18 protein-coding genes are annotated in these 22,778 nt (G+C 72.2%); 8 read left to right on the top strand and 10 right to left on the bottom strand.

Annotated elements, in window-relative coordinates; translation table 11 throughout:
• Positions 1-62 precede the first annotated feature (62 nt).
• The 3 genes from ACF089_RS24140 to ACF089_RS24130 form a co-directional block, all read right to left on the bottom strand.
• Positions 63-917: an alpha/beta fold hydrolase gene (locus tag ACF089_RS24140; RefSeq protein ID WP_392030042.1), complete on the bottom strand. Its 855-nt coding sequence runs from the start codon at positions 915-917 to the stop codon at positions 63-65.
• 271 nt (positions 918-1,188) lie between these two features.
• Positions 1,189-3,033 (bottom strand): MFS transporter, encoded by a 1,845-nt coding sequence (locus ACF089_RS24135; protein ID WP_392030039.1) that lies wholly within the window; start codon positions 3,031-3,033, stop codon positions 1,189-1,191.
• A 304-nt stretch (positions 3,034-3,337) separates the two neighbouring features.
• Positions 3,338-5,725, bottom strand: a complete 2,388-nt coding sequence (locus ACF089_RS24130) for a serine hydrolase (protein ID WP_392030036.1) — start codon at positions 5,723-5,725, stop codon at positions 3,338-3,340.
• Positions 5,726-6,213: 488 nt separating this feature from the next.
• On the opposite strand from ACF089_RS24130, the gene ACF089_RS24125 reads away from it, so the two are divergent.
• The 3 genes from ACF089_RS24125 (at position 6,214) to ACF089_RS24115 (ending at position 8,656) form a co-directional block, all read left to right on the top strand.
• Positions 6,214-6,939 (top strand): GPP34 family phosphoprotein, encoded by a 726-nt coding sequence (locus tag ACF089_RS24125; protein WP_392030034.1) that lies wholly within the window; start codon positions 6,214-6,216, stop codon positions 6,937-6,939.
• 402 nt (positions 6,940-7,341) lie between these two features.
• Positions 7,342-8,202 carry a helix-turn-helix transcriptional regulator gene (locus ACF089_RS24120; protein WP_392030032.1) on the top strand — a complete coding sequence of 287 codons (861 nt, stop codon included), beginning with the start codon at positions 7,342-7,344 and terminating at the stop codon, positions 8,200-8,202.
• A 244-nt stretch (positions 8,203-8,446) separates the two neighbouring features.
• The gene (locus ACF089_RS24115; protein ID WP_392030029.1) at positions 8,447-8,656 is read left to right on the top strand and encodes a DUF397 domain-containing protein; all 210 of its coding nucleotides are present in this window, start codon (positions 8,447-8,449) and stop codon (positions 8,654-8,656) included.
• A gap of 269 nt (positions 8,657-8,925) precedes the next feature.
• Here ACF089_RS24115 and ACF089_RS24110 read toward each other — a convergent pair whose 3' ends face one another.
• Entirely contained in the window at positions 8,926-9,765 is an 840-nt protein-coding gene (locus ACF089_RS24110) for a hypothetical protein (protein ID WP_392030026.1), read from the bottom strand.
• A gap of 85 nt (positions 9,766-9,850) precedes the next feature.
• Between ACF089_RS24110 and ACF089_RS24105 the strand changes: the two genes are divergently transcribed.
• Positions 9,851-10,633, top strand: a complete 783-nt coding sequence (locus tag ACF089_RS24105; protein ID WP_392030024.1) for an SDR family oxidoreductase — start codon at positions 9,851-9,853, stop codon at positions 10,631-10,633.
• Here ACF089_RS24105 and ACF089_RS24100 read toward each other — a convergent pair.
• The 6 genes from ACF089_RS24100 to ACF089_RS24075 all read right to left on the bottom strand — a co-directional run bounded on the left by ACF089_RS24100 (position 10,630) and on the right by ACF089_RS24075 (position 19,384).
• A complete protein-coding gene (locus ACF089_RS24100) occupies positions 10,630-13,314 on the bottom strand; it encodes an NACHT domain-containing protein (protein WP_392030021.1) in 2,685 nt (894 codons plus the stop codon). The two genes, ACF089_RS24105 and ACF089_RS24100, sit on opposite strands and share 4 nt — an antisense overlap.
• A gap of 140 nt (positions 13,315-13,454) precedes the next feature.
• A complete protein-coding gene (locus tag ACF089_RS24095; RefSeq protein WP_392030018.1) occupies positions 13,455-14,570 on the bottom strand; it encodes an ADP-ribosylglycohydrolase family protein in 1,116 nt (371 codons plus the stop codon).
• Between the two features lie 147 nt (positions 14,571-14,717).
• Entirely contained in the window at positions 14,718-15,281 is a 564-nt protein-coding gene (locus tag ACF089_RS24090; RefSeq protein WP_392030015.1) for a hypothetical protein, read from the bottom strand.
• A gap of 465 nt (positions 15,282-15,746) precedes the next feature.
• Positions 15,747-18,329 carry a bifunctional FO biosynthesis protein CofGH gene (locus tag ACF089_RS24085; RefSeq protein ID WP_392030012.1) on the bottom strand — a complete coding sequence of 861 codons (2,583 nt, stop codon included), beginning with the start codon at positions 18,327-18,329 and terminating at the stop codon, positions 15,747-15,749.
• 322 nt (positions 18,330-18,651) lie between these two features.
• Positions 18,652-18,984, bottom strand: coding sequence for a hypothetical protein (locus ACF089_RS24080; RefSeq protein ID WP_392030009.1), 333 nt, complete (start codon positions 18,982-18,984; stop codon positions 18,652-18,654).
• Positions 18,965-19,384 (bottom strand): ATP-binding protein, encoded by a 420-nt coding sequence (locus ACF089_RS24075; protein WP_392030006.1) that lies wholly within the window; start codon positions 19,382-19,384, stop codon positions 18,965-18,967. The genes ACF089_RS24080 and ACF089_RS24075 overlap by 20 nt, the downstream gene beginning before the upstream one ends.
• Before the next feature lie 139 nt (positions 19,385-19,523).
• Here ACF089_RS24075 and ACF089_RS24070 point away from each other — a divergent pair, with 139 nt between their 5' ends.
• From ACF089_RS24070 to ACF089_RS24055, 4 genes are all read left to right on the top strand, one after another.
• On the top strand, positions 19,524-20,390 hold the full coding sequence (locus ACF089_RS24070) for a helix-turn-helix domain-containing protein (RefSeq protein WP_392030003.1): 867 nt from the start codon (positions 19,524-19,526) through the stop codon (positions 20,388-20,390).
• Entirely contained in the window at positions 20,387-20,638 is a 252-nt protein-coding gene (locus ACF089_RS24065) for a DUF397 domain-containing protein (protein ID WP_392030000.1), read from the top strand. The genes ACF089_RS24070 and ACF089_RS24065 overlap by 4 nt, the downstream gene beginning before the upstream one ends.
• Positions 20,635-21,210, top strand: a complete 576-nt coding sequence (locus tag ACF089_RS24060; protein ID WP_392029997.1) for a hypothetical protein — start codon at positions 20,635-20,637, stop codon at positions 21,208-21,210. The genes ACF089_RS24065 and ACF089_RS24060 overlap by 4 nt, the downstream gene beginning before the upstream one ends.
• Positions 21,211-21,376: 166 nt before the next feature.
• Positions 21,377-22,711, top strand: a complete 1,335-nt coding sequence (locus tag ACF089_RS24055) for an FG-GAP and VCBS repeat-containing protein (protein WP_392029994.1) — start codon at positions 21,377-21,379, stop codon at positions 22,709-22,711.
• Positions 22,712-22,778 lie beyond the last annotated feature (67 nt).

Raw genomic sequence — 22,778 nt, 5'->3', positions numbered from 1 at the left:
GTACGGGGGTGCGCGGGACGCGCGCCCCCGTACCCCCGTAGAGCTGTGGCGGTACGGGTCCGTCAGGCGCCGGCCTCGGCCCGGGCCGCGTCCTGGATGATCCTCGTCACCAGATCCGGATGGGACATCATCGCCACGTGCGAGGAGTCGACCTCGACGGTGCGCGAGCCGGCCCGCCGGGCCTCGAAGCGCTCCAGATCGGGCGCGATGGCCTTGTCGTTCTTGGCGACGACGAACCAGGACGGGATGGTCTTCCAGGCCGCCGCGGTCGCCTCCTCGGCGAATCCGGCCGCCGCGACCGGCCGCTGCTCGACCGCCATCACCCGGGTCTGCTCCTCGGGCAGATCGGCGGCGAAGACGGCGTGGAACTTGTCGTTCTTGATGTACAGGTCCGAGCCGCTGCCGTGGGCGTCGGTGTACGGGACGGGCCGCAGGGCGGGCTGGAGTTCGCTGCCGGGGAACTTGCCGGAGAGCCCGGCGGGCGACTCGCCCACGTCGGGCATGAAGGCGGAGATGTAGACCAGCGCCTTGACGTCGGGATTCCCGGCGGCGGCCTGGCTGATGACCGCACCGCCGTAGGAGTGTCCGGCGAGGACGATCGGGCCCTCGATGGACTCCAGGACGGACGCCACATAGGTCGAGTCATTGCCGACGCCCCGCAGCGGGTTCGGCGGGGCCACCACGGGATAGCCGCGGTGCTGGAGGCGTTCGACGACGTCGTTCCAGCCGGACGCGTCCGCGAACGCGCCGTGCACGAGGACGACGGTCGGCTTGGGGCCGCCGCCTTCCTCGCCGCCGCCTTCGGGGCCCGCGACGGCCGGACCGGCCGCGAACACGACGGCGGTGGCGACGAGCACGAGCGCGCCCGTGCGGGAGAGACGGCGGCGGCGCGGCGCCGGGGAGGAGGGCACGGCCATACTGGGCTCTCTTCTCTGCTGAGGGAGGGGTGTCGCTCCTCAGCGTTCGCGCGCCGGGGCTCGGCCGCGCGCCCGGCGGGGCGGGCGGGTGAAGCGGGGGCCGCGTCCGGGTGACGGCGGGCGGTCACTCCGGCGGATGCGGCGTACGGAGGCGGCGTACGGGGGCCGGGGCGGCGGCCGTCTCCGTCCGGGGTCCGGGAAACGCCGACGGCCGGGGCCACCGGGCCCCGGCCGTCTCCATGTCCGTCTGCCGTGTGTGCGCGCCGCCGTGTCAGGGGCCGCGCAGCTCCTCCGGGCAGGGGGTGCCGCGCTTCATCCCGTACGGGGCCGACAACCGGTACACGCCCGACTCGGGCGCGAGAAGCTCCGTCCACTCGTCGCCCTCGGCGTCCTCCTCGGCCTTCATGAGGCAGCCGTCCAGATTCACGAAGGACTTCGCCTCGCCGTCCTGGCGCAGCTTCGACGCCTCGGTCTCCTCCGGGACGCGCACCTTCTCGCCGTTCTCGTCCACCAGGCTCAGCCAGGGCGAGTACGGGACCCGGATCGTGACCCGGCCGGGCTCCTTCACCTTGATCCGGACCTCGTTCGCGCCCGCGCGCTCCACCTTCGCGGGCGGCTCGGCCAGCGGCGTCGGATTGCGGACCGCGTACAGCTGCCAGTTCGCGTCGCCCCAGATCCGTTCCAGATAGGGCAGACCCTCTCGTACCAGCTCCGCCTCCTCCCGGCCGCCGGTGTCGGGCGCGCCTTCCGGGAGGACGACGTAGTGGACCGCCCACCGGTCCAGCCAGGAGCGGTAGTCCATGGCGTTGAGCGGCTGCTCCTTGTCGTAGAAGAGCGGGTTCCGCTCCATGTCGGCCTGGCGGTTCCAGCCGCGGGCCAGATGGAAGTGCGGCGCGAGGGCGGAGGCCTCGCGGTGGCTGCTGGCGGGGACCACCTCGACCCGGCCGCGCTCGGCCTTGACGTCCTGAAGCTTGTCGATCAGCGGCGCCAGCTCGAAGTTCCAGGACGCCGTCGGCGCGGTCCGGACGACGTCGTCCACGCCCTTGAAACCGATCCAGACGTTGAGCCCGACGAAGGCCAGCACCAGCGCGTACCACGTGCGGGAGCGCCGGACGGTGTACGGAAGGGCGGCCAGCAGCACGACGCCCGCGAAGAGCATCGGCAGCCGGGTCACATTCGACCCTATCTGGGAGTCGATCGCCCAGGTCAGCAGCGTGCCGACGCTGTAGACGGCCGCCGCGACGCGGACGGTGCGCCACTCCTTGGGTACGAGGACGAAGACCAGGATCCCGTAGATGAAGGGGAGCGAGGTCGACCCGAGCGACATCGGCTGGGTGCCGGAGAAGGGGAACAGCCAGGAGGAGAGCGCCACGACCACGACGGGCGGCAGGCCGAGGGCGTACGCGCCGGGCCGTCGCCGGTTGAGGAAGAGCGCCGCGGCCACCACGCCGAGGAAGAGTCCTGCGACCGGGCTGGCCGCCGTGGCGAGCGCCGCGAAGGGCGCGGCGGCCGACGCCTTGGCCCAGCGCCGCTCCCGCCAGCGGTGGGGCCAGCAGAAGACGGCCGCGACCGCGCCGAGCGCGAACATCATGCCGAGGCCGAAGGTCACCCGGCCGGAGAGCGCGTTGCAGAGGAAGGCGAAGACTCCGGCGAACGAGCAGGCCAGCGGATTCCGCACGGCCCGCACCCGGACCAGGATCAGCGCGGTCAGCGCCGCCGAGACCGTGCCGGCGACCATCATCGTCGGGCGGACGCCGATCGCGGACATCAGATACGGCGAGACGACGCTGTACGAGACCGGGTGCATCCCGCCGTACCAGGCGAGGTTGTACGCCGAGTCGGGGTGGCGGCCGACGAACTCCGTCCAGGCGTCCTGGGCCGCCAGGTCTCCCCCGCTGTTGGCGATGAGGAGGAACCAGAGCAGATGCAGGAACGCGGCGACCGCGGTCGTGACCAGCACGGGACGGCGGGACATCCGGTCCCAGACGTCGGCGAGGACCGCTCCGGCCCGGTCACGCGGTCCCGGGCCGGAGCCCCCGCCGGAGTCCGGTATGCCGGCGCGCGGCCCCGTACGTGTGCTGTGGCCGTCCGTCCGGACCGGCTCAGCGGTGCTCACTGCGGCTCTCTCCCCGTCTCCCCGTCCAGGCGGCCGGGTCATGGCCGTGTCCCTGGGTGGGGGTCGGTGTGGGTCGTGGTCTGTGCGCCGCGTCACGGCTCGCGCCGCCACGGTCTAGGACGCCGTCCGGACGCTGTTCAGTTGCCCGGACGCTAACACGAGGGCGTCCCGTGGTACTGGGACGCCCTCGTGATGGGCGAGGGGCGGGCGGGGGTACGGGGCGGGCGGGAGGGCCCGCCGCCCGGGCCCGGGGAGGTCGCCCGGCGGTCCGGCGGACCGGTCGCCCGGCGGGCGGGAGGGCCCGTCAGCCGACGCGGGTCAGCTTGTCCGTGACGCCCGGCTCCGCCATGTCCCGCTGGAGCGCGACCGGCGCGGAGACCCGGCCCGGGCCGGTGCCGACGGAGACCCGCCCGACCTCGTCCCCCGCCGTGCCGCTGCCCGGCACGGACCCGCCGCCGGAGTCGAGTGTGATCTCGACCTTGTGTCCCGCCCAGCCGATCGCCTTCAGATCCTTCGTGGCGACGACGGGGGTGAGACCGCCGAGACCGTCCTCGACCCGGCCGACCACATCGCCCTTCTTCACCACGATCGCCGAGGTGACCGCGTCCTGGGCCGCCTCGATGACCCGGATGCTGTGGGTGACGGCCAGCTCCGTCTTCGCCTTGAGGTTCGGAGCGTCCTTGACGCCCAGGGTGACCCCGAGAATGCGGTGGATCTTGCCGTCGACCGGCACCTGGGCCGCCCAGAGGAGATTGCCGCCCGCCGGGGTGGAGGAACCGGTCTTGATGCCGCCGATGCCCTCCTTCAGCAGGGCCCGGCCGTTGCCGTTGTAAATGGTCTTGCCGAGGGTGGGGATCTCGATGTGCGGGGTGTCGACGATCTCCCGGAAGACATCGCTCTTCATGGCGACCCTGGCCAGCTTGAGCTGGTCCTGCGGGGTCGACACGGTGGCCTTGGAGAGCCCGCTCGGGTCGGTGTAGACGGTGTCCGTCATACCGAGTTCCTTCGCGGTGTCGTTCATCTTCCGCACGAACGCCTTCTCGGATCCGGCGTCCCAGCGGGCGAGCAGCCGCGCCACGTTGTTGGCGGAGGAGATCATCAGCATCTGCAGCATCTCGCGCTGCGTGTACTCCTGGCCCTCCTCGACGGGCTCGACGGACTCGGAGTCCTCGCCCTTCTCGTACTCCTCGTCCGCCCGCCGGTCGATGGCGATCTTCTCGCCGTTCTGCTTGCCGGTGATGGGGTGGTCCCTGAGGATCAGATACGCCGTCATCGTCTTGGTGACGCTCGCGATCGGCACGGGCTTCTGCGCGCCGTACGTGCCGACCATGCCGACGCCCTCGACCTCCACCGCGCCCTGGCCCTCGCCGGGGAACGGCAGGCCCAGCCGGCCGCCCTCGAAGGTGTAGGAGGGCTCGGCGGTGAGCGTGAGCCGGGGCTCGGGCAGCGGGCGCAGCACCTGGGCGGCCGCGAAGACGATCAGCAGCAGCAGAACGAGCGGCGTCCAGATCTTGACCCGGCGCGCCGCCGAACGGATCCGGGTGTCCGGGGTGTTCGTCAGCTGGGCGAGCAGGTCGAGCGGGGGCTGCGGCGGCATCGGCTGCTGGCTGGTCCGCTCGGCCTCGGTGAGGCTCGCGGGGGCCTGGGGGCCCGAGGCCGTCTCGGCGCGCTCCGGAGCCTCCGGCGCGCGCGTCCCGGGACCGGCCGCGCCGGACGCCGCCGGCTTCCCGGGGGCCTCGGCGGCGGTCGCGCCGTCCTTCCTGCCCCAGGACGCGGTCCGCACCTCGTCGTCCTTGCGCAGCGGTACGAAGGTGCTGGGCCGCTCGCCGGCGGTGGAGCCGGCGGACTTCGGCGCGGGGTTGGACTCGGCGCGGGGGGCCGGAGGGATCTTGAGCGCGGTGGTGGGGGAGTCGCCGGCGGGGGCGGGGCGAGTGACGGCCCGGAAGGCGGTGGTGGGGTGGTCGGCCCCGGCCTTCGCGTCCGGCTCGGGGTCCGACTTCGCGTCCGGCTTGGAGTCCGGCTTCGAGTCCGACTCGGGGTCGGCCTTCGGGGCCGGCTTCGGCTCGGCCTTCGCGTCCGACTTCGGGTCCGGCTTGTTGCCCGCCTCGTCGCCCGGCCCGTCGGACGCCGGCTCGTCCTGCTCGGCGGCCTTCTTCTCCTGCTCGTCCCCGACCTGCGGCTTGTCCGAGCCGGAGGCCGACCGCGCGTCGGAGCCGGAGGCCTTGTCCGCGGCGGCGGCCTTCGCGGGACCGCCGGAGTCCTCGTCCGGCCGGTCCGCGTCAGCGTCCGTATCCGTATCCGTATCCGTGTCTTCGCGCTCGCCCCGGTCCCCGGACGCCTGCGCGGGTACGACGGAGGACGCGCCCTTCTTGTCGGCCGGACCGGCCTCGGGGCTCTCGTCCGCCTTGCCGGTCCCGCCGGTCCCACCGGTCTCTTCGGCCTTGCCGGTCTCTTCGACCTCTTCAGCCTCGTCGGCTTCTCCGGCTTCTCCGGTCTCGCGCTCGGAGCCCGAGTCCCGTTCCGCCGAGGGCCGTTCCCTCACCTCGGGCAGGAGGGCCGTCTCCTCGGCCGCCGTCTCCGGCAGCGCGGCGGTCTCGTCCGCCGGGTCCGAGCCGCCCTCGGCGCCGGGCTCGTCGTCGGCCGACGCCACCCAGGCCGCCACCGCCGACCGCAGCCGCTTGTCCCGCTCCATCGACCCCGTCTCCGTGCCCGGTTCGGGCCGTCCGCCGCCCTGGGTGGGCCCTGGACGGGCCTCAGAGCCGGTCTGGGCGGCCTCCGGGCCGTCCCCCCGACCCTTGGCGCTCTCAGGGCGCGTGAAGACCGCCGTCGGCTGATCCCCGCCCGATGACCCCGCCCGGCCCAGCACGGCGGCACGCGGATCGCGTTCGCCTGACGCCGTCTCCCCCGACGACTTCCGCTGCTCCGACCTGTCGGGGGACTCGCCCGCCACCGTGCCTCCTCCATGAGTCGTGCGCCGTTGCCCACGTACGCACCGCGGGACGCCGGATGTCGGCGGCCCAAGTTGTCCGAACCATCTATCAGTGTCCTGTGTGAGAGCACGGCCCCCATGGCTAGACGAGAACGACATACCTATCGGTTCCCACACAAAGCCCGCAGGCGCTCTCGACAGACCAATGTGAGAGGGGTCACCCTGTCATTCATCCACGCGGGGAGGCATGGATGGGCAGGAGCCGCAGAACAATTCCGGAGGAGCTTCTGCTGCTCGCTCTGGACCCGGCCACGGGTACCACAGCGCAGCCGCAGTCGCTCGACCTCGGCCTGGCCGGAGCCCAGCTAGTAGAGCTGGCTCTGGCAGGACGGATAGCCCCAGACGGGGATCGTATCGCCGTGGTGATGCCACGGCCGACCGGAGATCCGACACTGGACTCCGCACTGGAGCTGCTGCGCCGACGCGGCAGCCCGGTCCGGGCCGTCCACTGGATCGGCGGGCCCCGGCTGGGGCTGCGCCAGATCTATCTCGCGCACCTGGAGCGGTGCGGCATGGTCCATGCCGTGGCGGGCCAGATGTGCGGAGTGCTGCCGACGACGCGCTATCAGGCGACGGAGACGGCGATCAGCCGGGACATCAGAGCCCGGCTGGACAGCGCGATCCGCACCGGCGTTCCGCCGGACCCGCGGACCGCGGCGCTCGCCGCGCTGGCCCACGCGGTCGGACTCGGCAAGCACCTGTACCCGGGCAACGAGGGTCGTTCCTCGCGGTCCCGGCTGCGGGATCTGATCAGACACGACCCCATGGGCGGACTCGTGGCGCACGCCGTGATGGACGTTCAGAACGGGGTGGCCGCGCAGCCGCGCCGCAACCCCACCGCGACGACCGGCGGCCGTCAGCCCGCCGTGTCGATGCAGCCGCGCCGCGGAAGCATGGCCCGCGTCGCCCTCCACTGAGCGGAACCGAACCGAGCGGGCGGGACGGAACAGCAGCACCGCACCACAATTGATCAGCACCGGTTGAATTCCAGCACCGCCCGAACCATCGGATTCAACCGGACCACCAGCGGCGTCCGGCGCGTAAAACCCTCTGCCGGAACGCCGCACCCGGCCGTCCGCACGGCCGGTTCGCCCGCCGTGTCCGACGCGCGGGGCAGCCTTGCGCCGCCCCGCGCGTTCCCATGCGCCGGGCAGGGCCGCGGAATCCCGTCGCGACGAAACCGAACTGCCCGAACGAAACCGACGCCTCTACGTCGCGAACGCGACCCGTGTAGCGATTTTGCAGCGCGCATGTGCCGTTTGGTGGCAGTCTGCTGAGCAGTAGATACGCTCAGCTACGCAGTCGGAGGTGCAGTTTCCGTGGCGTCCAACGTCAATCCCACCGTCAGGCGACGCCGATTGGGCCTGGAGCTGCGCCGGCTCCGCGAGCTCAAGGGCATGACGGCCGAAGAGGTGGCGGAGCGTCTCCTGGTGTCCCAGTCGAAGATCAGCCGTCTGGAGAACGGCCGCCGTTCCATCAGCCAGCGCGATGTGCGCGACCTCTGCGGAGTGTACGAGGTGGACGACCACCGCATCGTGGATTCGCTGATGCAGATGGCCAAGGATTCGCGTCAGCAGGGTTGGTGGCACGCCTTCGGCGATATTCCGTACAGCGTCTACATCGGTCTGGAGACCGACGCCGCGAGCCTTCGGGTCTATGAGCCCCAGGTGGTTCCCGGTCTGCTCCAGACCCGTCCGTACGCGGAGGCGCTGATCGCGGGAGCCTTGCCGGAGAGCGGCGGGGCCGATGTCGAGAAGCGCGTCAGTGTGCGGATGCGACGACAGGAACGGATCAAGGCGGACGAGCTGCCGCTGCGGCTGTGGGCGGTGATCGACGAGGCGGCGCTGCACCGGGTGGTGGGCGGCGAGCAGCTCATGCGCGAGCAGCTGGAGTATCTGATCGAGCTGTCCCTGCTGCCGCATGTCACCGTGCAGGTGCTGCCGTTCGAGATGGGCGCGCATCCGGGCATCAATGGCCAGTACGCGATCCTGGAGTTCCCGGACGCGACGGATTCCAGCGTGGTCTATATCGAGGGCGTCACCAGCGATCTCTATCTGGAGAAGGCCAACGACGTGCACAAGTACAGCGTGATGTACGAGCATCTGCGGGCCCAGGCGCTGAATGTGGAACAGACCCGGGCGTTCATCGAGAACATCGCCGAGCGGTACGCGAAGCCGTAACGCCGTAGCGCCGTAGCGTCGAAACCACGTGGCACAGCATCGCCGTGGAGCGGCGGGGGACGCGCGGCCGGTGGCGGGGGAGGCGCAAGGTACACCTCCGCCACAGTGCTGCGGAAGAGTCCCATGGAATATGCCATCCGACCGAGTGAATGCGGGCCTCATGGGTCGGTGGTGACGAGTAGCGTCCATCGCACCAACGAAAACGTTGGCGCAGATACGACCAACTCGCCGAAGCGGAGCGAAAATGGCCATCATTCAAGGAGCCACGGAGACCTGGACGAAGTCCTCGTACTCCGGGGGGAACGGTGCTTGCGTCGAGGTGAAGTCGCCGGTGACCGAGGCGATTTCGGTGCGGGACTCCAAGGTCCCCGCCGGCCCGAGCATCACCTTCGTCCCCAGCTCGTGGAACGCGTTCGTCAGCGAGATGGGGCAGAGCGCGTTCGACCTCGGCTGAGCGCCGCGCCCCACTCACCGCACCACAGGGATCGGACGCGCAGCAGAGCCGGCGCGTCGACTGATCCGCCGCGGTGAATGATCCGGCGCGACGACATCTGAAGAGCCCTCTCGACTGGTCCGCCGTCCTGGCCGAGGGGGCTCGGCCGCACCCACGGCCCACCGCGCCCTTCCCCGTCCCGAAAACGCACACACCCGCACCACGACCGCACCCACCCGCACCGCGACCGCATGCGCATCGCGACCGGGCTCCCCCAAGACCTCGCGGTCTCAGCGCAGCCGGTCGACATGGAGATCGGTGCCCGGCACGGTCGGGACGAACGGGGCCAGCAGCTCGACCCGCCCCAGCCCCGACCCCGCGACCTCCTCGACGAGCCCGCCGAACGCGGTCCCCCACCGCACCGCCGGGTCCTCCTCCAGGAACCACAGCACCGTCAGCCGGGTGTCCACCCCCTCCACCTGCTTCACATACGTCATCCGGTCCCCCGGCAGCGGCGTCGGCCGGAAGACCGTCGCCATCGCCGCCGGCGAGCCCGCGAGCCGCTGCGGCAGATGCCGCGTCCGCAGCCACTCCAGCAGCTCCGCCCGCCGCTCGGGCCCCTCCGCGTCGACGACCTCCAGCACCAGACCGGCGTACGGATGGTCCAGCGCGTGCAGATCGCGGGGCCCGGCCGCGCCGTCGCGGTAGACGGTGGCCTCATGGTCCTGGAAGGCGGTGAACACATGGGTACGGGCGTGATGCACCCGGCCGTCCCGGTTCAGCCGCTTGTTCACCGCGACCGTCCAGCGCAGATGGTCGGCACGGCGGCCCTCGGTGATCCAGTACGTGGAGAGATAACAGCCCGCGGTCACCGGCCGGGCGACCGCCGACCGCTCGGGGACGCGCAGCGACTGGAGTTCGCGGGTGGCGACCCAGCGCCGGCCCGCGAAGATCCAGGGCATGGCCATCGCGCCCGCGTAGTAGTGATCGTCCTCGTACCAGCGGTTGTACGCGTACTCCTGGCCCGGATGCGGTTCGACCAGGGTGATCAGGGCATGGCCGGGGCGGACCCCGTACGGCCCCACGGCCGCCAGTTCCCCGTACAGCTCACTGCCGGTGTCCTCGCTCATGGCACCGCGCTCCCTTCCCGTCGGCGACGGACGCCTCTACTCTGACGGTCCGTCAGATCAGATGCCAGGGCCGGGAGGCGACCGGATGCTGCTCCGAGGCAAGACCGTGGTGGTGTCGGGGGTGGGTGCCGGTCTCGGGCGCCGGGTCGCGGAGGCCGTCGTGCGGGACGGGGGCCGCGCGGTCCTCGGCGCGCGGACGGCGGCGAATCTGGCGCGGACGGCCGGGGCGATCGACCCCGGCGGGGACCGCACCGCCCACCGGGTCACCGACATCACCGACGAGGCCCAGTGCGAGGCGCTCGCGGCGCTCGCCGTCGAACGGTTCGGCCGGCTCGACGCGGTGGTGCACGTCGCCGCGTGGGACAGCTGCTTCGGCGGCCTCGCCGACGCCGACTTCGCGGTCTGGAGCGCGGTGCTGGAGGTGAATCTGCTGGGTACGCTGCGGATGACCCGCGCCTGTCTGCCCGCCCTGCGGGAGCGCGGCGGCTCGGTGGTGATCATCGGTACGCAGTCCTCGGCGGCGGCTCCGTCCCAGGTGCGCCAGACCGCCTACGCGGCCTCCAAGGGCGCGCTGACCTCGGCGATGTACTCCCTGGCGCGGGAGCTGGGGCCGGAGCGGATCCGGGTGAACACGGTGCTGCCCGGCTGGATGTGGGGCCCGCCGGTCCGGGCGTACGTCCGGTCCGCCGCGCGCTCCGGCGGCGTACCGGAGAGCGAGGTGCTCGCCCGGCTCACGGACCGGGCGGCCCTGCCCGAGCTGGCCACGGACGGGGATGTGGCGGAGGCGGCCGTCTTCCTCGCCTCGGACCGGGCGCGGGCGATCACGGGGCAGTCGCTGCTGGTGAACGCCGGGGAGCTGATGCGTTAGCGGTCGGGCCGGGTCCGCTCACGGTTCGAGTCCGGGTCCGGGTCCGGGTCCGCGTCCGGGTCCTCGTAACGCTCCGGGACGGTCCCCTCGTACCGCTCCGGGACCGCCGCCCGGTAGGACTCGGGGACGATCTCGACGGTGATGTGCGAGGGGATCGCCGGGCCCCGGCGGGGCTTCTTGGGGAGGGTGAGGGTGTGCAGCCGGGGAAAGGCGGTCAGCCACTCCCCCGGCTCGAAGTTGACGTATCCGCGCCGCAGCCAGAGATGGGTCAGCCGGTCCGGATCGATGTGCTCGACCAGATCCCGGGGGCGGTACAGACCGACGATCTGGATCCGGTCCCGGCCGCCCATGGCGCGCAGGGCCCGCAGATGGTCGGAGTTGTGGGCGGCGAAGTAGAGGTCGGTCTCGTCGAGATGGGCGATGATCTCGTCCGCGTACTCCTGGCTGTCGAAGTGGTACCAGTCCCAGGCGAGCTGGCGGCGTACCACGAGGTCGGGGTGGTCGCGATAGCGGGTGAGGAAGGAGAGGGCGGCGTCGGTGGCGACGCGGGAGGCGGTGACGACGACGTTCACGGCCTCCCGGGAGGTCAGCTTCTCGGGGCCGGGGAGCAGGCCGAGGACGAGGGGGCCGCCGACCTCGGCGAGATGGCGGGCCCAGTTCGCGTGCGGCGGCGGGATGAAGTGCGAGGTGAGGGCGACGATGCGCTGCCGGGTGGCCGGGGCGACCTCGGTGGCGTGCTCCAGACAGCTGGCGGCGAGCAGGGCCTCCCGGAGGAAGACCGCTCCGGGCTCGACGTCGGCGGCGCTCGCGGAGCGGCCGATCAGCTCCCGGAGGATGCGTTCCCGTTCGGCGGGCCGCCCCAGCGCCACCGCCATCCGGACCACGTCCTCCCACTGGTCCCGGCCCGCGTTGCGGAGCAGCAGCGGGAAGTCGCCCTCCTCCACCAGGGCCTTCGCCCCCAGATAGTCCTGGAAGGTGCGGTGGACGAAGTCGACGCGGCCGACGGCCGGTTCGCGGAGCAGGCCGGAGCGTTCGAGGAGATGGCTCAGCACCCGCTCGGGCGGGGCTTCGACATGGGCCATGTGGACGAGGGCGCGCGCCAGCTGGGCGAGGGCGTCGGCGCGGTCCATCTCGGCCCTGTCGTTGCGGATCATCCAGTGGGCGAGCTTCTGGAGCAGCAGGATCTGGGTCTCGGAGGAGAGCCTGAGACCGTCCTCGGCGCGGACGCCGCGCTCGGTGTCGCGGCGCTCCAGGAGCATGCGCAGCGCGGCCTCGTAGAGGTCCTTGCGGCTCTGCGGGAGGAAGCCGTTGCGTTCGCGGTGCAGGGCGCAGAGGAGTCCGCACATGAGCGGATTGACCGCGAGTCCGCCGAGGTCGGAGCCGGCGCGGACGGCCGCGAGGAGGGCGTCGGCGAGTCCGGCGGGGGCGTCGGCGGCGGTGTGCCAGCGGCGGACGAAGCGGGTGACGTGGTCGCGGGTCATCGGGGAGAGCGCGAGTTCGGCGAAGCCGAGGTCGGCGAGCCAGTCCTCGGCGACGGCGGAGGGGCGTGCGGTGACCACCCACAGATTGCCGGGGAAGTCGCCCATGAGTTCGCGCAGCCAGCGGCGGGTCTCCTCGCGTTCGCGCCGGGGGATCTCGTCGATGCCGTCGATGAGGACGAGCGCCCGTCCGGAGCCGAGCACACGGTCCGCCCAGCCGTCGGGCTGCGCGCCCGCGATCGCGCTGCGGACGGCGTGGAGGAAGTCGCCGGGGGTGGGGGGCGATCCGTCGCGGACGACGCGGCGCAGCGGCAGGACGAAGGGGACCCGGCCGACGAGCTGGGTGAGGTGCTCGCCGATCTCCTCGTACGGCTGGCGGGCGGTGGTGACGGCGAGCCACTGGACGAGGGTGGTCTTGCCGGAGCCCGCGCCGCCGCGCAGCAGGACCCGGTCCCGGCCGCTGAGGACGGCTTCGACGGGGAGGGGTACGGGGTTGGCGTCGGCGGCGGTGACGGCCTCCAGGGCGACGTAGGCGGCGTCGAGCCGCCATTCGCGGGCCTGGTTGAGGTCGAGTCCGTAGATGGTGAGTTCGCTGTGCTTGCGGGCGATGTGCTCGGCGTACCGCTGCTCGAAGCGGGTGTCCTCGGCGAGGGGCGAGCCGACGCGCTCCAGGAGCAGATCGGTGCGGGCGACGAGGCGGTCGATCGAGCGGGTCTGCTCGACGAGGGTGCGGGCGACGAAGCCGGAGCGCCGGGTGAAGAAGTCGAGGATGTGCAGGGCGGCGGTGTGGAGCAGCGGCTCGTAGTACGGCTCGGCCGCCGCCGACAGGGCGGTGGGGCGGGCGAGCCTGCGGGCGAACTCCTCCGGGCCGAGGCGTACGGCCTGGACGTCGTCCATGTCGAGGTCGCCGAGGCTGTGCAGGGCGAGGGCGAGCGCGTCGGCCAGCTCCTCGCGGACCTCGTCGGCGGGGGTCTCCCCCGGTCCCCGGGAGGCGGTGGCGCGGGTGGCGAGTTCGGCGGCGAGTCCGCGCAGGTCGCGCTCGCCGAGGGTGCGCTTCTCGCCCCGGAAGGAGACCAGCCCCGATATCCGCACCGGCCGGTCGACCAGTCCGGCGCCCTCGGACTCCCGCACGAAGAGCTTCTTGACGAGCGGGGCCACGACGGCGGACGCGAGACGGGCGGCGAGGGCTGCGGAGGCGTCCATGGGCGTCGATGCTAGAGGAATGAGGTGGGGGCGGGGGCTCGGGAGCCTGGAAGTGTGTGGGGGCTTGGGGGCTTCGGGGCTTCGGGGCTTCGGGGCTTCGGGGCTTCGGGGCTGGGGCTTCGGGGCTTGAGGGCTTCGGGTCAGCCGCGGGGGTAGCGGGCGAGCCAGCCGGGGGCGGCGGCGGTGGGGCTGTGCAGGGCGGGCCCCTGGGTCATCTCCATGGCGAAGTCGTCGGCGAGGGTCAGCACGGTGGGCCGGCCCTCCAGTTCGGCGAGCCAGGCGGGCGGCAGGGCCGTCTCGCCGTGCAGCGCGCCGAGCAGGGCGCCGGTGATCGCTCCGGTGATCTGCGAGGGTCCGCCGTGGTTGACCGCGAGCCGCAGTCCGTGGCGGACGTCCTCGCTGACGAGCGCGGCGTACACGGCGACGGCGAGCGCGTCCTCGGAGTGGCCGCCCGCGCCGAGCGCGGAGACCCGGTCCGCGTCGGGCACTCCCTGGCGTACGGCGCCGAGCGCGGCCGTCAGGGCGTCCGTGACCGGCTGGTGGCCGGGGCGCACGCCCACCAGGTCGAGCGCGCGCCGTACGGCGGCCTCCAGGGTCTCGCCCCGGGCGAGGCCGTGGACGACGACGGCGAGCGCGCCCGCGGAGAGATAGGCGGCGGGGTGGCCGTGGGTCTGCGCCGCGCACTCCAGGGCGAGCTGGCACACCAGCTGCGGCTCCCAGCCGACGAGCAGCCCGAACGGCGCGGACCGGGCGAGCGCCCCGGCGTCGCGCGCCTCCGGGTTCTTGGGGTCCTCCAGGGTGCCCATCCGCTCGTCGCCGAGGCCGAGCAGGCTGGCCCGGGGCGGATCGCGCCGGGTGTAGAGCCACTCCTCGCAGGCGAGCCAGCCGTTGTCCTTGCGGCGCTCGTCGGGGCCCCAGTCGCGCTGGGTGGCGGCCCAGCGCAGACAGGCCCGGTGGACGTCGGTCGGCGGATGCCAGGCCCCGGTGTCCCGGCGGACCTGGGCGCGGATCAGCCCGTCGACGGTGAACAGGACGAGCTGGGTGACGGCGGTGACGGCGCCCCGGCGGCCGTGCGCGGGTACGAGATCGATGACCCCGCCGGGGCCGTGGGCGGTGCGGATCTCCTCCAGCGTGAGCCCCGCGACGCCCGCTCCGAAGGCGTCGCCGACGGCCCCGCCGAGCAGCGCGCCCCGGACCCGGGACCGGAAGTCCTGCTGTTCGGCACGGCCCCAGACGGCTGTGGCTGCTGCGCTCACCGCGCGCCCTCCCTGGACGTGGAACCTGGTCCGAACCTCTGCCGGGGCAGCACTGTAATCGAACGGGGGACGCCCGGCCCGTCATGTGTTCCCGGGCCGGAGAAGGGGTAGAGGACGCGTGGAGAAGCGGGTGCGGGGCCCCTCGGGTCAGCGCACGACGACGATCTCCGTGCCCTTCACCGTGAAGTCCCAGATCTTGTTGCCGTCCTCGGTGCGCACCCGTATCGCCCCGGTCTGCGTCCCGGGCACCGGCTTGGGCGACGAGCCGTCCACCGCGGCCGAGAAGGCGATGGGGATCTTCCCCGAGGCGGAGAAGTACACGATGTTCTCCACCGAGACGCCGTCGTTGCCCGTGATGGTCGGCGTGCGGTGGGACACCTTGTGCGTGCCCAGCGCCGGTTCCACGTTCCCCGGCCACACCGTGAACGTGCGCAGCGTCTTGTCCGAGTGATCCACCAGCCACGCCCGGTCCGCGCCCAGCGAGTACACGATCCGCTTCCCCGTCCCCGACCCCTCCGGCACCGCCGGCGGCCTCGGCACGGCCTTCGGCTTGTCCGCGCTCGCCGAAGGACCGGGGCTCGCCGCGGGCTTCCGCACCGCGGCGTTCTGCGGCACCGACTCACCGGCCTGCACCGCGAGCAGCACCACACCCATGAGCGCCGCCGAGGTGAGCCCTGTCACCAACGCCCCGGAAGATATCTGACGGGCCATCGGGCAATGTCTCCTCGCGCTCTCCCAGCCCCCTTCGGGCCGATGACGCGAAGCAGCTTATCGGCTCATCCGCTTGGAGCGGGGGGAACGGGAGGGCGGGGGGGACGGGTCCGGGCCCGTCAGCCCCTCGGGGCGGCGGAGGCCGGGCGCAGGTTCCGGTTCCGGTTCGGCGGATTGTGCGGTCCCGGATCCCGGGGCGGCTCCGGCGGAGGCTTGGGGGACGACGGCGGCTTCGGGGCTCCGGACGCCTCGGCCCCGGACCCGAGCCGGAGGGACGGCGGGACGGGGCGGGCCGAGCCGCGTACGGCGGGCCGCCGCCCCGGACGGTCCGCGGCAACGAGGTGCTTCAGCGAGTGGTCCTTCGTTGACAAGAGCATGTCGCCAGTCTGCCGGGCAGGGCCCGTGGCGGGAAGGACGCCTCCGCCGCCCGGGACGCCTCTTCCAGCCGTCCCGGGCCGAGGGCGATCAGTCGGTGGCCAGGGGCAGGAGTTCGGGGAGGTGGCCGTCGGAGCCGTGGGCGGCGCGCATGCGTTCGTCGGGGACCGGGCCGTAGAGGGTGGAGCGGGCGCGGGCGGGGCGGCCGGCGAGGTCGGCGATGGCGACGAGGTCCTTGATGGAGCGGTAGGAGCCGTAGCGGGAGCCGGCCATGCGGGAGATGGTCTCCTCCATGAGGGTGCCGCCGACGTCGTTGGCCCCGGAGCGCAGCATCTCGGCCGCGCCCTCGGCCCCCAGCTTCACCCAGCTGGTCTGGATGTTCGTGATGTGCGGATGGAGCAGGATCCGCGCCATCGCCGTCACCGCCCGGTTGTCACGGACGGTCGGCCCCGGGCGCGCGATCCCCGCCAGATAGACCGGCGCGTTCGTGTGGATGAACGGCAGCGTCACGAACTCGGTGAAACCGCCCGTCTCCTGCTGGATGCGGGCCAGCGTCCGGAAGTGGCCCAGCCAGTGCCGGGGCTGGTCCACATGCCCGTACATCATCGTCGACGAGGAGCGGATGCCCAGCCGGTGCGCGGTGCTGATGACCTCGATCCAGGTCGCCGTGGGCAGCTTGCCCTTCGTGAGCACCCAGCGGACCTCGTCGTCCAGGATCTCCGCCGCCGTCCCCGGCATCGAGTCGAGCCCGGCCTCCTTCGCCGCCGTCAGCCACTCCTTGATGGACAGCCCCGTACGCGACGCCCCGTTCACGACCTCCATCGGCGAGAACGCGTGCACATGCATGTCCGGTACGCGCTTCTTCACCGCCCGCGCGATGTCGAAGTACGCCGTCCCGGGCAGATCCGGATGGATCCCGCCCTGCATGCACACCTCCACCGCGCCCACGTCCCACGCCTGCTCGGCCCGGTCCGCGACCTGGTCCAGGGAGAGCGTGTACGCGTCGGCGTCCGTGCGGCGCTGCGCGAAGGCGCAGAACCGGCAGCCGGTGTAGCAGACATTGGTGAAGTTGATGTTCCGGGTGACGACATAGGTGACGTCGTCGCCCACCACCGACTTCCGCAGATCGTCCGCCACCCGCGTCAGCGCGTCCAGCGCCGGCCCGTCCGCGTGCAGCAGGGCGAGCGCCTCGTCGTCCGTGAGCCGCGTCGGGTCGTCCGCGGCCTGCCGCAGCGCCTGCCGCACATCCGTGTCGATGCGCTGCGGCACCATCCCCGGCGCCGCGGCCTCCCGCAGCGCGTCCCAGTCCCCGTACACCTCGTCGAAGTCGTCCCGCCGGTCCCCGGTGCGCCCCTCGGTGTCGATCGTGCGGTGCAGATCGGTGCGCCCGGTCGCCGTGAAGCTCTCGTCCGGCTCCTGCCACGGCAGCCCGGCCGGCATCGCGCCCGCCCGCGCCAGCCCCGTCTCCGGGTCCGCCAGCGCCCGTACGTGCGGCACGAGCCGGGGGTCCAGCCACGGCTCGCCCCGCCGCACGAACTCCGGATACACGCAGAGCCGCTCCTCCAGCCGGAACCCCGCCGCCGCGGAGTGCTCCGCCAGCTCGTCGATCTGGGGCCACGGCCGCTCCGGGTTCACATGGTCGGGCGTCAGCGGGGAGACCCCGCCCCAGTCGTCGATCCCCGCGCCGATCAGCCGCGCGTACTCCGAGTCCACCAGATTCGGCGGCGCCTGGAGACAGGCCGACGGGCCCATGATGTGCCGGGCCACCGCCACCGTCGCCACCAGCTCGTCCAGCTCCGCGTCCGGCATCCCGCGCATCGCCGTGTCCGGCTTGGCGCGGAAGTTCTGCAGAATCAGCTCCTGAACGCCGTGATAGGCCCGCGAGACCCGCCGCAGCGCGAAGAGCGAGTCCGCCCGCTCCTCGTACGTCTCCCCGATCCCGATCAGCAGCCCGCTGGTGAACGGCACCGAGCTGCGCCCCGCGTCCTCCAGCACCCGCAGCCGTACCGCCGGCTCCTTGTCGGGCGAACCGTAGTGCGGGCCCCCCGGCTCGCTCCACAGCCGCGTCGCCGTGGTCTCCAGCATCATCCCCATGGACGGCGCGACCGGCTTCAGCCGCTGGAAGTCGGTCCAGCTCATCACGCCCGGGTTCAGATGGGGCAGCAGCCCCGTCTCCTCCAGGATGCGGATCGACATCGCCCGCACATACGCGATGGTGTCGTCGTACCCCTCCGCCTCCAGCCACTGTCGCGCCTCGGGCCAGCGGTCCTCCGGCTTGTCCCCGAGCGTGATCAGGGCCTCCTTGCAGCCCATCTCCGCCCCGCGCCGCGCGATCGCCAGAACCTCGTCCGGCGACATGAACATCCCGTGCCCCGCCCGGCGCAGCTTTCCGGGCACGGTGGCGAAGGTGCAGTAGTGGCACTTGTCGCGGCACAGCCGCGTCAGCGGGATGAACACGCTCTTCGAGTACGTGATGACCCCGGCGCGCCCCGCCGCCTCCAGCCCCGCGTCCCGCACCCGCGCGGCGGACCGACACAGATCCTCCAGATCACTGCCCCGCGCCTGGAGCAGCACCGCCGCCTCGGTGACATCGAGGGCGACCCCGTCCCTGGCTCGCTTGAGGGCGCGGCGCATGGAGTTCTCGGTGGGGCGAGCGGGCTTGTGATCCGTCATGAATCGAGCATACGAGCTGCGTCCGGCGGCCGACCGGCCCGCACCCGATAAAAGGAGCCAACCTCCGTTACGCCCCGCACCCCGCCGCCGGCACCCGTCGCTCCCCCGGAATCACCCGTGCCACGATGGCCCGCACCCCGCCGAACGCGCTACGCCCCCACCCGGCCCCCCGCTCCCCCACCGGGTGCGCACCCCGCGCGGAAGGGGTACGCCAAGGGCACGACCGGGCCCGCGTCAACGCCGTGAGCGGAAATCCACTCCGCAGCGAGCCGTAGACACCCGCCGTGGAATGAACCGAAACCGACGGCCAGGCGTCCGGCGGTCAGCAGAAGAGAAGGTCGGCATCGATGTCCACGCAGGCCCTCATGACCGCGACCAGTTCCCGTGTGTCCTCGACGCGGCGCCGGTGAACGGGGTCGGCGTCGTGCCGTCGCCGGTCGATGATCTCCTCCAGCCGGGGCAGCATCGCCGCGCACTCGGCGGGCGTCAGGCTGCCGTCCTCGTCCGAGTGGTCGAACAGCGGCTCCAGCGTGGTGGAGACGTCGCTCCACGGGCGGTCTCCCCGGAAGGTCTCCGAGCCGGGCGGCCCGCCCGGCCAGGGGCTCAGCGCCAGTTGAGCCCCCGTCCGGCAGCGGTCAGGGAGTAAGGGACACATCCGCCCAGACCGTCTTGCCGACCGCGCGGTCCTTGGTGCCCCAGGACGACGCCAGGGCCTCGATCAGGAAGAGGCCCCGGCCCGATTCCGCGTCCGGTGTCGCCTCTCTGGGGATCGGCGCGCGTTCCGCCCGCGCGTCCGAGACCTCGATGCGCAACGTGTCCGGAGTCAGCGCCAGGCGGAGTTCGAACTCCCTGCCCGGCAGCTTCGCGTGCGTCACCGCGTTCGCGGCCAGCTCCGCCACGATCTGCGCCGCCGCGTCGGACGAGTCCGTCCCGACCGGGATCCCCCAGCCGTCCATGGCGTGCACCGCCAAGAGCCGCGCCATCTGCGCGCACTTGCGGGTCGCCGGGAAGCGCTGGGCGAATTCAACCGTGTGAGTGGGGGTTTGGGGATTCATGTCACCGAGCGTGGGCCCATACCCATACTGCTGAACAGCAGTGATGTCACGACGCTGGGTATCGGTACGGGTGCGTCCGGTGTGCTGTACGGGGCCTCGGCCGTGCCTGCCCAGGCACACACACAAAGGCGGTACGGACATGTCAGACGCAGCCCGTGAGCGGCGTCCCGAACTCCCGATCGAACTGGACGGGACGGCCTTCCTCTTCAATACCCTCCGGCTCCAGGTGAAGATCCTCCGCACCGCGTCCGGGATGAGTCAGAAAGACCTCGGCAAAGCCCTCAGCTTCAGCGAAGATCTCGTCTCCTCCATCGAACGCGGCGTACGTCCCACCCAACCCGACTTCCTCAACCGCGCCGACGACGCCCTCAAGGCCGGCGGGCTCCTCAAGGCCGCCATCGACGACGTCGAGAAGGCCCTCGCGCAGGCGCGGAAGCGGCATCCGGACTGGTTCCGGGACTATGCCGATGCGGAGGCACAAGCGCTCGCACTGCATGTGTACAGCGTCCAGGCCGTTCCCGGACTGCTTCAGACGAAGGAGTACGCCCGCGCCAACTTCATGCACTGGCGCCCCTTGCTGAGCGAACAAACCATGGAGAAGCGCGTCGCCGATCGCATGGCCCGCCAGGTAATCCTGGAGAAGTGGCCCGCCCCCACCTTCACCTTTCTGATGGAAGAGGCTCTGTTGCGACGGCCCACTGGAGGTGTCGCCGTTCACAAGGAGCAGCTGCGGAAACTGCTCGACGCAGGTCAGAAGCGGAACATCGAGATTCAAGTGATGCCCATCAACTGCCCCGACCACCCCTCGCTGGACAGCTCATTCACCCTGCTGACTCCCAAGGGGCGAAGGCAAGTCGCCTATATCGAAGCCCAGGGATACCCCAAGCTCATCACCGACCAGGATGAGGTGCGCATCTTCAGCGAACGCTATGGGATTATGCGATCGCGGGCCCTCCGGACCGACGAATCCCTGTCCCTCATCGAGACGTTGCTGGGAGCACCATGAACAGCGAGCACCTCCACTGGGTCAAGAGCACCTACAGCAGCGGATCAGGCGGCGAGTGCCTGGAAGTCGCTCTCACCTGGGACAAGTCCAGCTACAGCGATGGCTCCGGCGGCAACTGCGTCGAAGTCGCCGCCTGCCCCACCCTCATCCACGTACGCGACTCCAAGCAGCCCTCCGACGGGCGGCTCGACCTGCCCGCGCCCGCGTGGGCCGCGTTCGTCGCGTACGCGCGTACGCACGCCGTATGACCGACGTACTTCGGGCCTGGTACCCGCCGCTCCCGCCGGGTGGCTTGCGGGGGGACGGGAAGACGCTCGCCGTCGCGCGGTTCCTGGCGCGCGTCGGCGGGGCGGCCTTTCGCAGTGGGCCGCTGGGCATGGAGCTGAGCCGGGTCGACTGCGCGAGCCGGGGGTTCTCCTTCCGGGACGTGGAGACGCCCGATCCGAGGCTGCCGGTCTTCCCGCTCGGGCCCGTCCCGGAGGAGGACTGCGCGCGGAACGAGTGGGTGTGGATGCCGGCCCCGCCGTCCCCGCCCTGGGCGCACCTGGCCTGGCTGGTGACGGACCTCGGCGATCAGTACGGGATGCTCGGCGAGCACGGCGTAGAGCTGCTGGGCGTGGACGCGCCCTCGCGGAGCCGGGCCGATCTGCTGGTGGCGCACGCGGGTGCGCGCCGGCGGGTGCGGGTCGCGCTGGAGGGGCGGACGGAGCCGATCGAGAACGCGGCGATGTTCGTCGGCGAGCTGTTCGGCGAGGGTCGGCACACGCGGTACGCGGCCGATGGAGCCGGGGACCTGGTCGATGTGAGCGGGGTCCTGTAGCCGGGGCGGTCCGCCGGACTTATCACCGGGTCTGACGCGTACAACCGTTGAGGAGACTCGGGAGTCTCTTCTGTACCCCCGTCCCCATGACGTCATCCGGGGCGCGGGTATCAGACCGCGCGGCCGTGGACACGGCCCGCACTCAGCAGGAGACCTCCGCATGATCATGCGCACGAACCTTCGTCTCGTCGTCGCGACGGCCACCGCCGCCGCCCTCACCGGCGGACTGCTCGGTCTCTCGGCCGGGACCGTCGCCGCGGCCCCCGCCAAGCACGCCGACGACTTCAACGGCGACGGCCACCGCGACTACGCGTCGTTCGAGACTCCCGGCTCGGTCGTCGTCACCTACGGGACCGCGGACGGTCCGGGGCGCGAGAGCGAGACGTTCGACCAGAACAGCCCCGGGATACCGGGTACGCGCGCCGCGGGCGGCGACGCCTTCGGCGACGTCCGCGCCAACGCCGACTTCAACAACGACGGCTACGCGGACCTCGCCGTCAGCGACCCCGAGGAGAAGGTGGGCAAGCACAAGGGCCGGGGCCTGGTCGTGATCATGTGGGGCTCGAAGTCCGGGCTGGGCGCCAAGGCCGCCTCCCTCGCGCTGAAGACCTCGTACGCCCGGCAGGGCCTCGGCCGCCACCTCGCCGCCGGGGACTTCGACGGCAACGGCAAGGCCGACCTGGCCGTGGCCGACCAGAAGTCCGTCCATGTCTTCCGGGGCGGCTTCTCCTCCAAGAACGGCGGCACCGGCAAGGTCACCCGGCACCAGCACCGTGATCAGCTCGAAGTGACCGGTCTGGCGGCCGGGAAGGTCACCAAGGACAGGGCGGCCGACCTGTACGTCTTCGGGGCCGCCGCCGACGGGTCGAACACCTGGTTCCTGCGCGGCGGCTCGACCGTCAAGGCCGCCAAGAAGCCCACGGCGTACAACGCCTCCCACGCCGCGCGCGAGGGCGTCGTCGCCGACTTCGACAAGGACGGCTACGGCGACCTCGCCATCGGCGACTTCGCGGACAAGGGCTTCACCGGGGCCGTGCGGGTGGTGCGCGGCGGGAAGAACGGCCCGGGGAGCACGTACCGGCTCACGCAGTCCACCGCCGGGATCGCCACCGGGGCGGCCAAGCACGACGGCTTCGGCTTCTCGCTCTCGGCCGGCGACACCGACCGGGACGGCTACCAGGACCTCGCGGTCGGGGCCACGGAGCGGATCGGCTCCGTCGAGGGGGCGGGCGGCGTCCACATCCTGCGCGGCGGGAAGAAGGGGCTGACCGGAGCCGGATCTCAGTGGTTCACCCGCGCCACGGCGGGCATCCCCGGCGAACCCAGGAGCAACGGCTTGTTCGGCACCGACGTCCGGCTCCGCGACCTCGACCGGGACGGCGACATCGATCTGCTCGTCACCGACCAGGGCTGGAACAGCGTCCGGCTCGACGGCGAGACGTCCGGTATCACCGCGCGATCGGCGTACGAGCTGAGGATGCTCGCGAACTTCCCGCAGTAGTCGTCGTCCCCCCTCGGCCGGGGGCCGCGCACACCGCGCGGGTCCCCGGCGCACCAGCGCATCCACA

It is taken from the genome of Streptomyces sp. NPDC014894, assembly GCF_043080985.1.
Lineage (GTDB): Bacteria > Actinomycetota > Actinomycetes > Streptomycetales > Streptomycetaceae > Streptomyces.
This window is presented reverse-complemented; position numbering and strand designations above follow the sequence as displayed.

Coding starts and splice junctions, on each gene's coding strand:
- ACF089_RS24070 (WP_392030003.1), top strand. CDS start 19,524: ATGTCAGACGCAGCCCGTGAGCGGCGTCCCGAACTCCCGATCGAACTG.
- ACF089_RS24110 (WP_392030026.1), bottom strand. CDS start 9,765: ATGAGCGAGGACACCGGCAGTGAGCTGTACGGGGAACTGGCGGCCGTG.
- ACF089_RS24085 (WP_392030012.1), bottom strand. CDS start 18,329: ATGACGGATCACAAGCCCGCTCGCCCCACCGAGAACTCCATGCGCCGC.
- ACF089_RS24065 (WP_392030000.1), top strand. CDS start 20,387: ATGAACAGCGAGCACCTCCACTGGGTCAAGAGCACCTACAGCAGCGGA.
- ACF089_RS24055 (WP_392029994.1), top strand. CDS start 21,377: ATGCGCACGAACCTTCGTCTCGTCGTCGCGACGGCCACCGCCGCCGCC.
- ACF089_RS24115 (WP_392030029.1), top strand. CDS start 8,447: ATGGCCATCATTCAAGGAGCCACGGAGACCTGGACGAAGTCCTCGTAC.
- ACF089_RS24075 (WP_392030006.1), bottom strand. CDS start 19,384: ATGAATCCCCAAACCCCCACTCACACGGTTGAATTCGCCCAGCGCTTC.
- ACF089_RS24100 (WP_392030021.1), bottom strand. CDS start 13,314: ATGGACGCCTCCGCAGCCCTCGCCGCCCGTCTCGCGTCCGCCGTCGTG.
- ACF089_RS24105 (WP_392030024.1), top strand. CDS start 9,851: ATGCTGCTCCGAGGCAAGACCGTGGTGGTGTCGGGGGTGGGTGCCGGT.
- ACF089_RS24125 (WP_392030034.1), top strand. CDS start 6,214: ATGGGCAGGAGCCGCAGAACAATTCCGGAGGAGCTTCTGCTGCTCGCT.
- ACF089_RS24090 (WP_392030015.1), bottom strand. CDS start 15,281: ATGGCCCGTCAGATATCTTCCGGGGCGTTGGTGACAGGGCTCACCTCG.
- ACF089_RS24140 (WP_392030042.1), bottom strand. CDS start 917: ATGGCCGTGCCCTCCTCCCCGGCGCCGCGCCGCCGCCGTCTCTCCCGC.
- ACF089_RS24130 (WP_392030036.1), bottom strand. CDS start 5,725: ATGGAGCGGGACAAGCGGCTGCGGTCGGCGGTGGCGGCCTGGGTGGCG.
- ACF089_RS24060 (WP_392029997.1), top strand. CDS start 20,635: ATGACCGACGTACTTCGGGCCTGGTACCCGCCGCTCCCGCCGGGTGGC.
- ACF089_RS24080 (WP_392030009.1), bottom strand. CDS start 18,984: ATGTGTCCCTTACTCCCTGACCGCTGCCGGACGGGGGCTCAACTGGCG.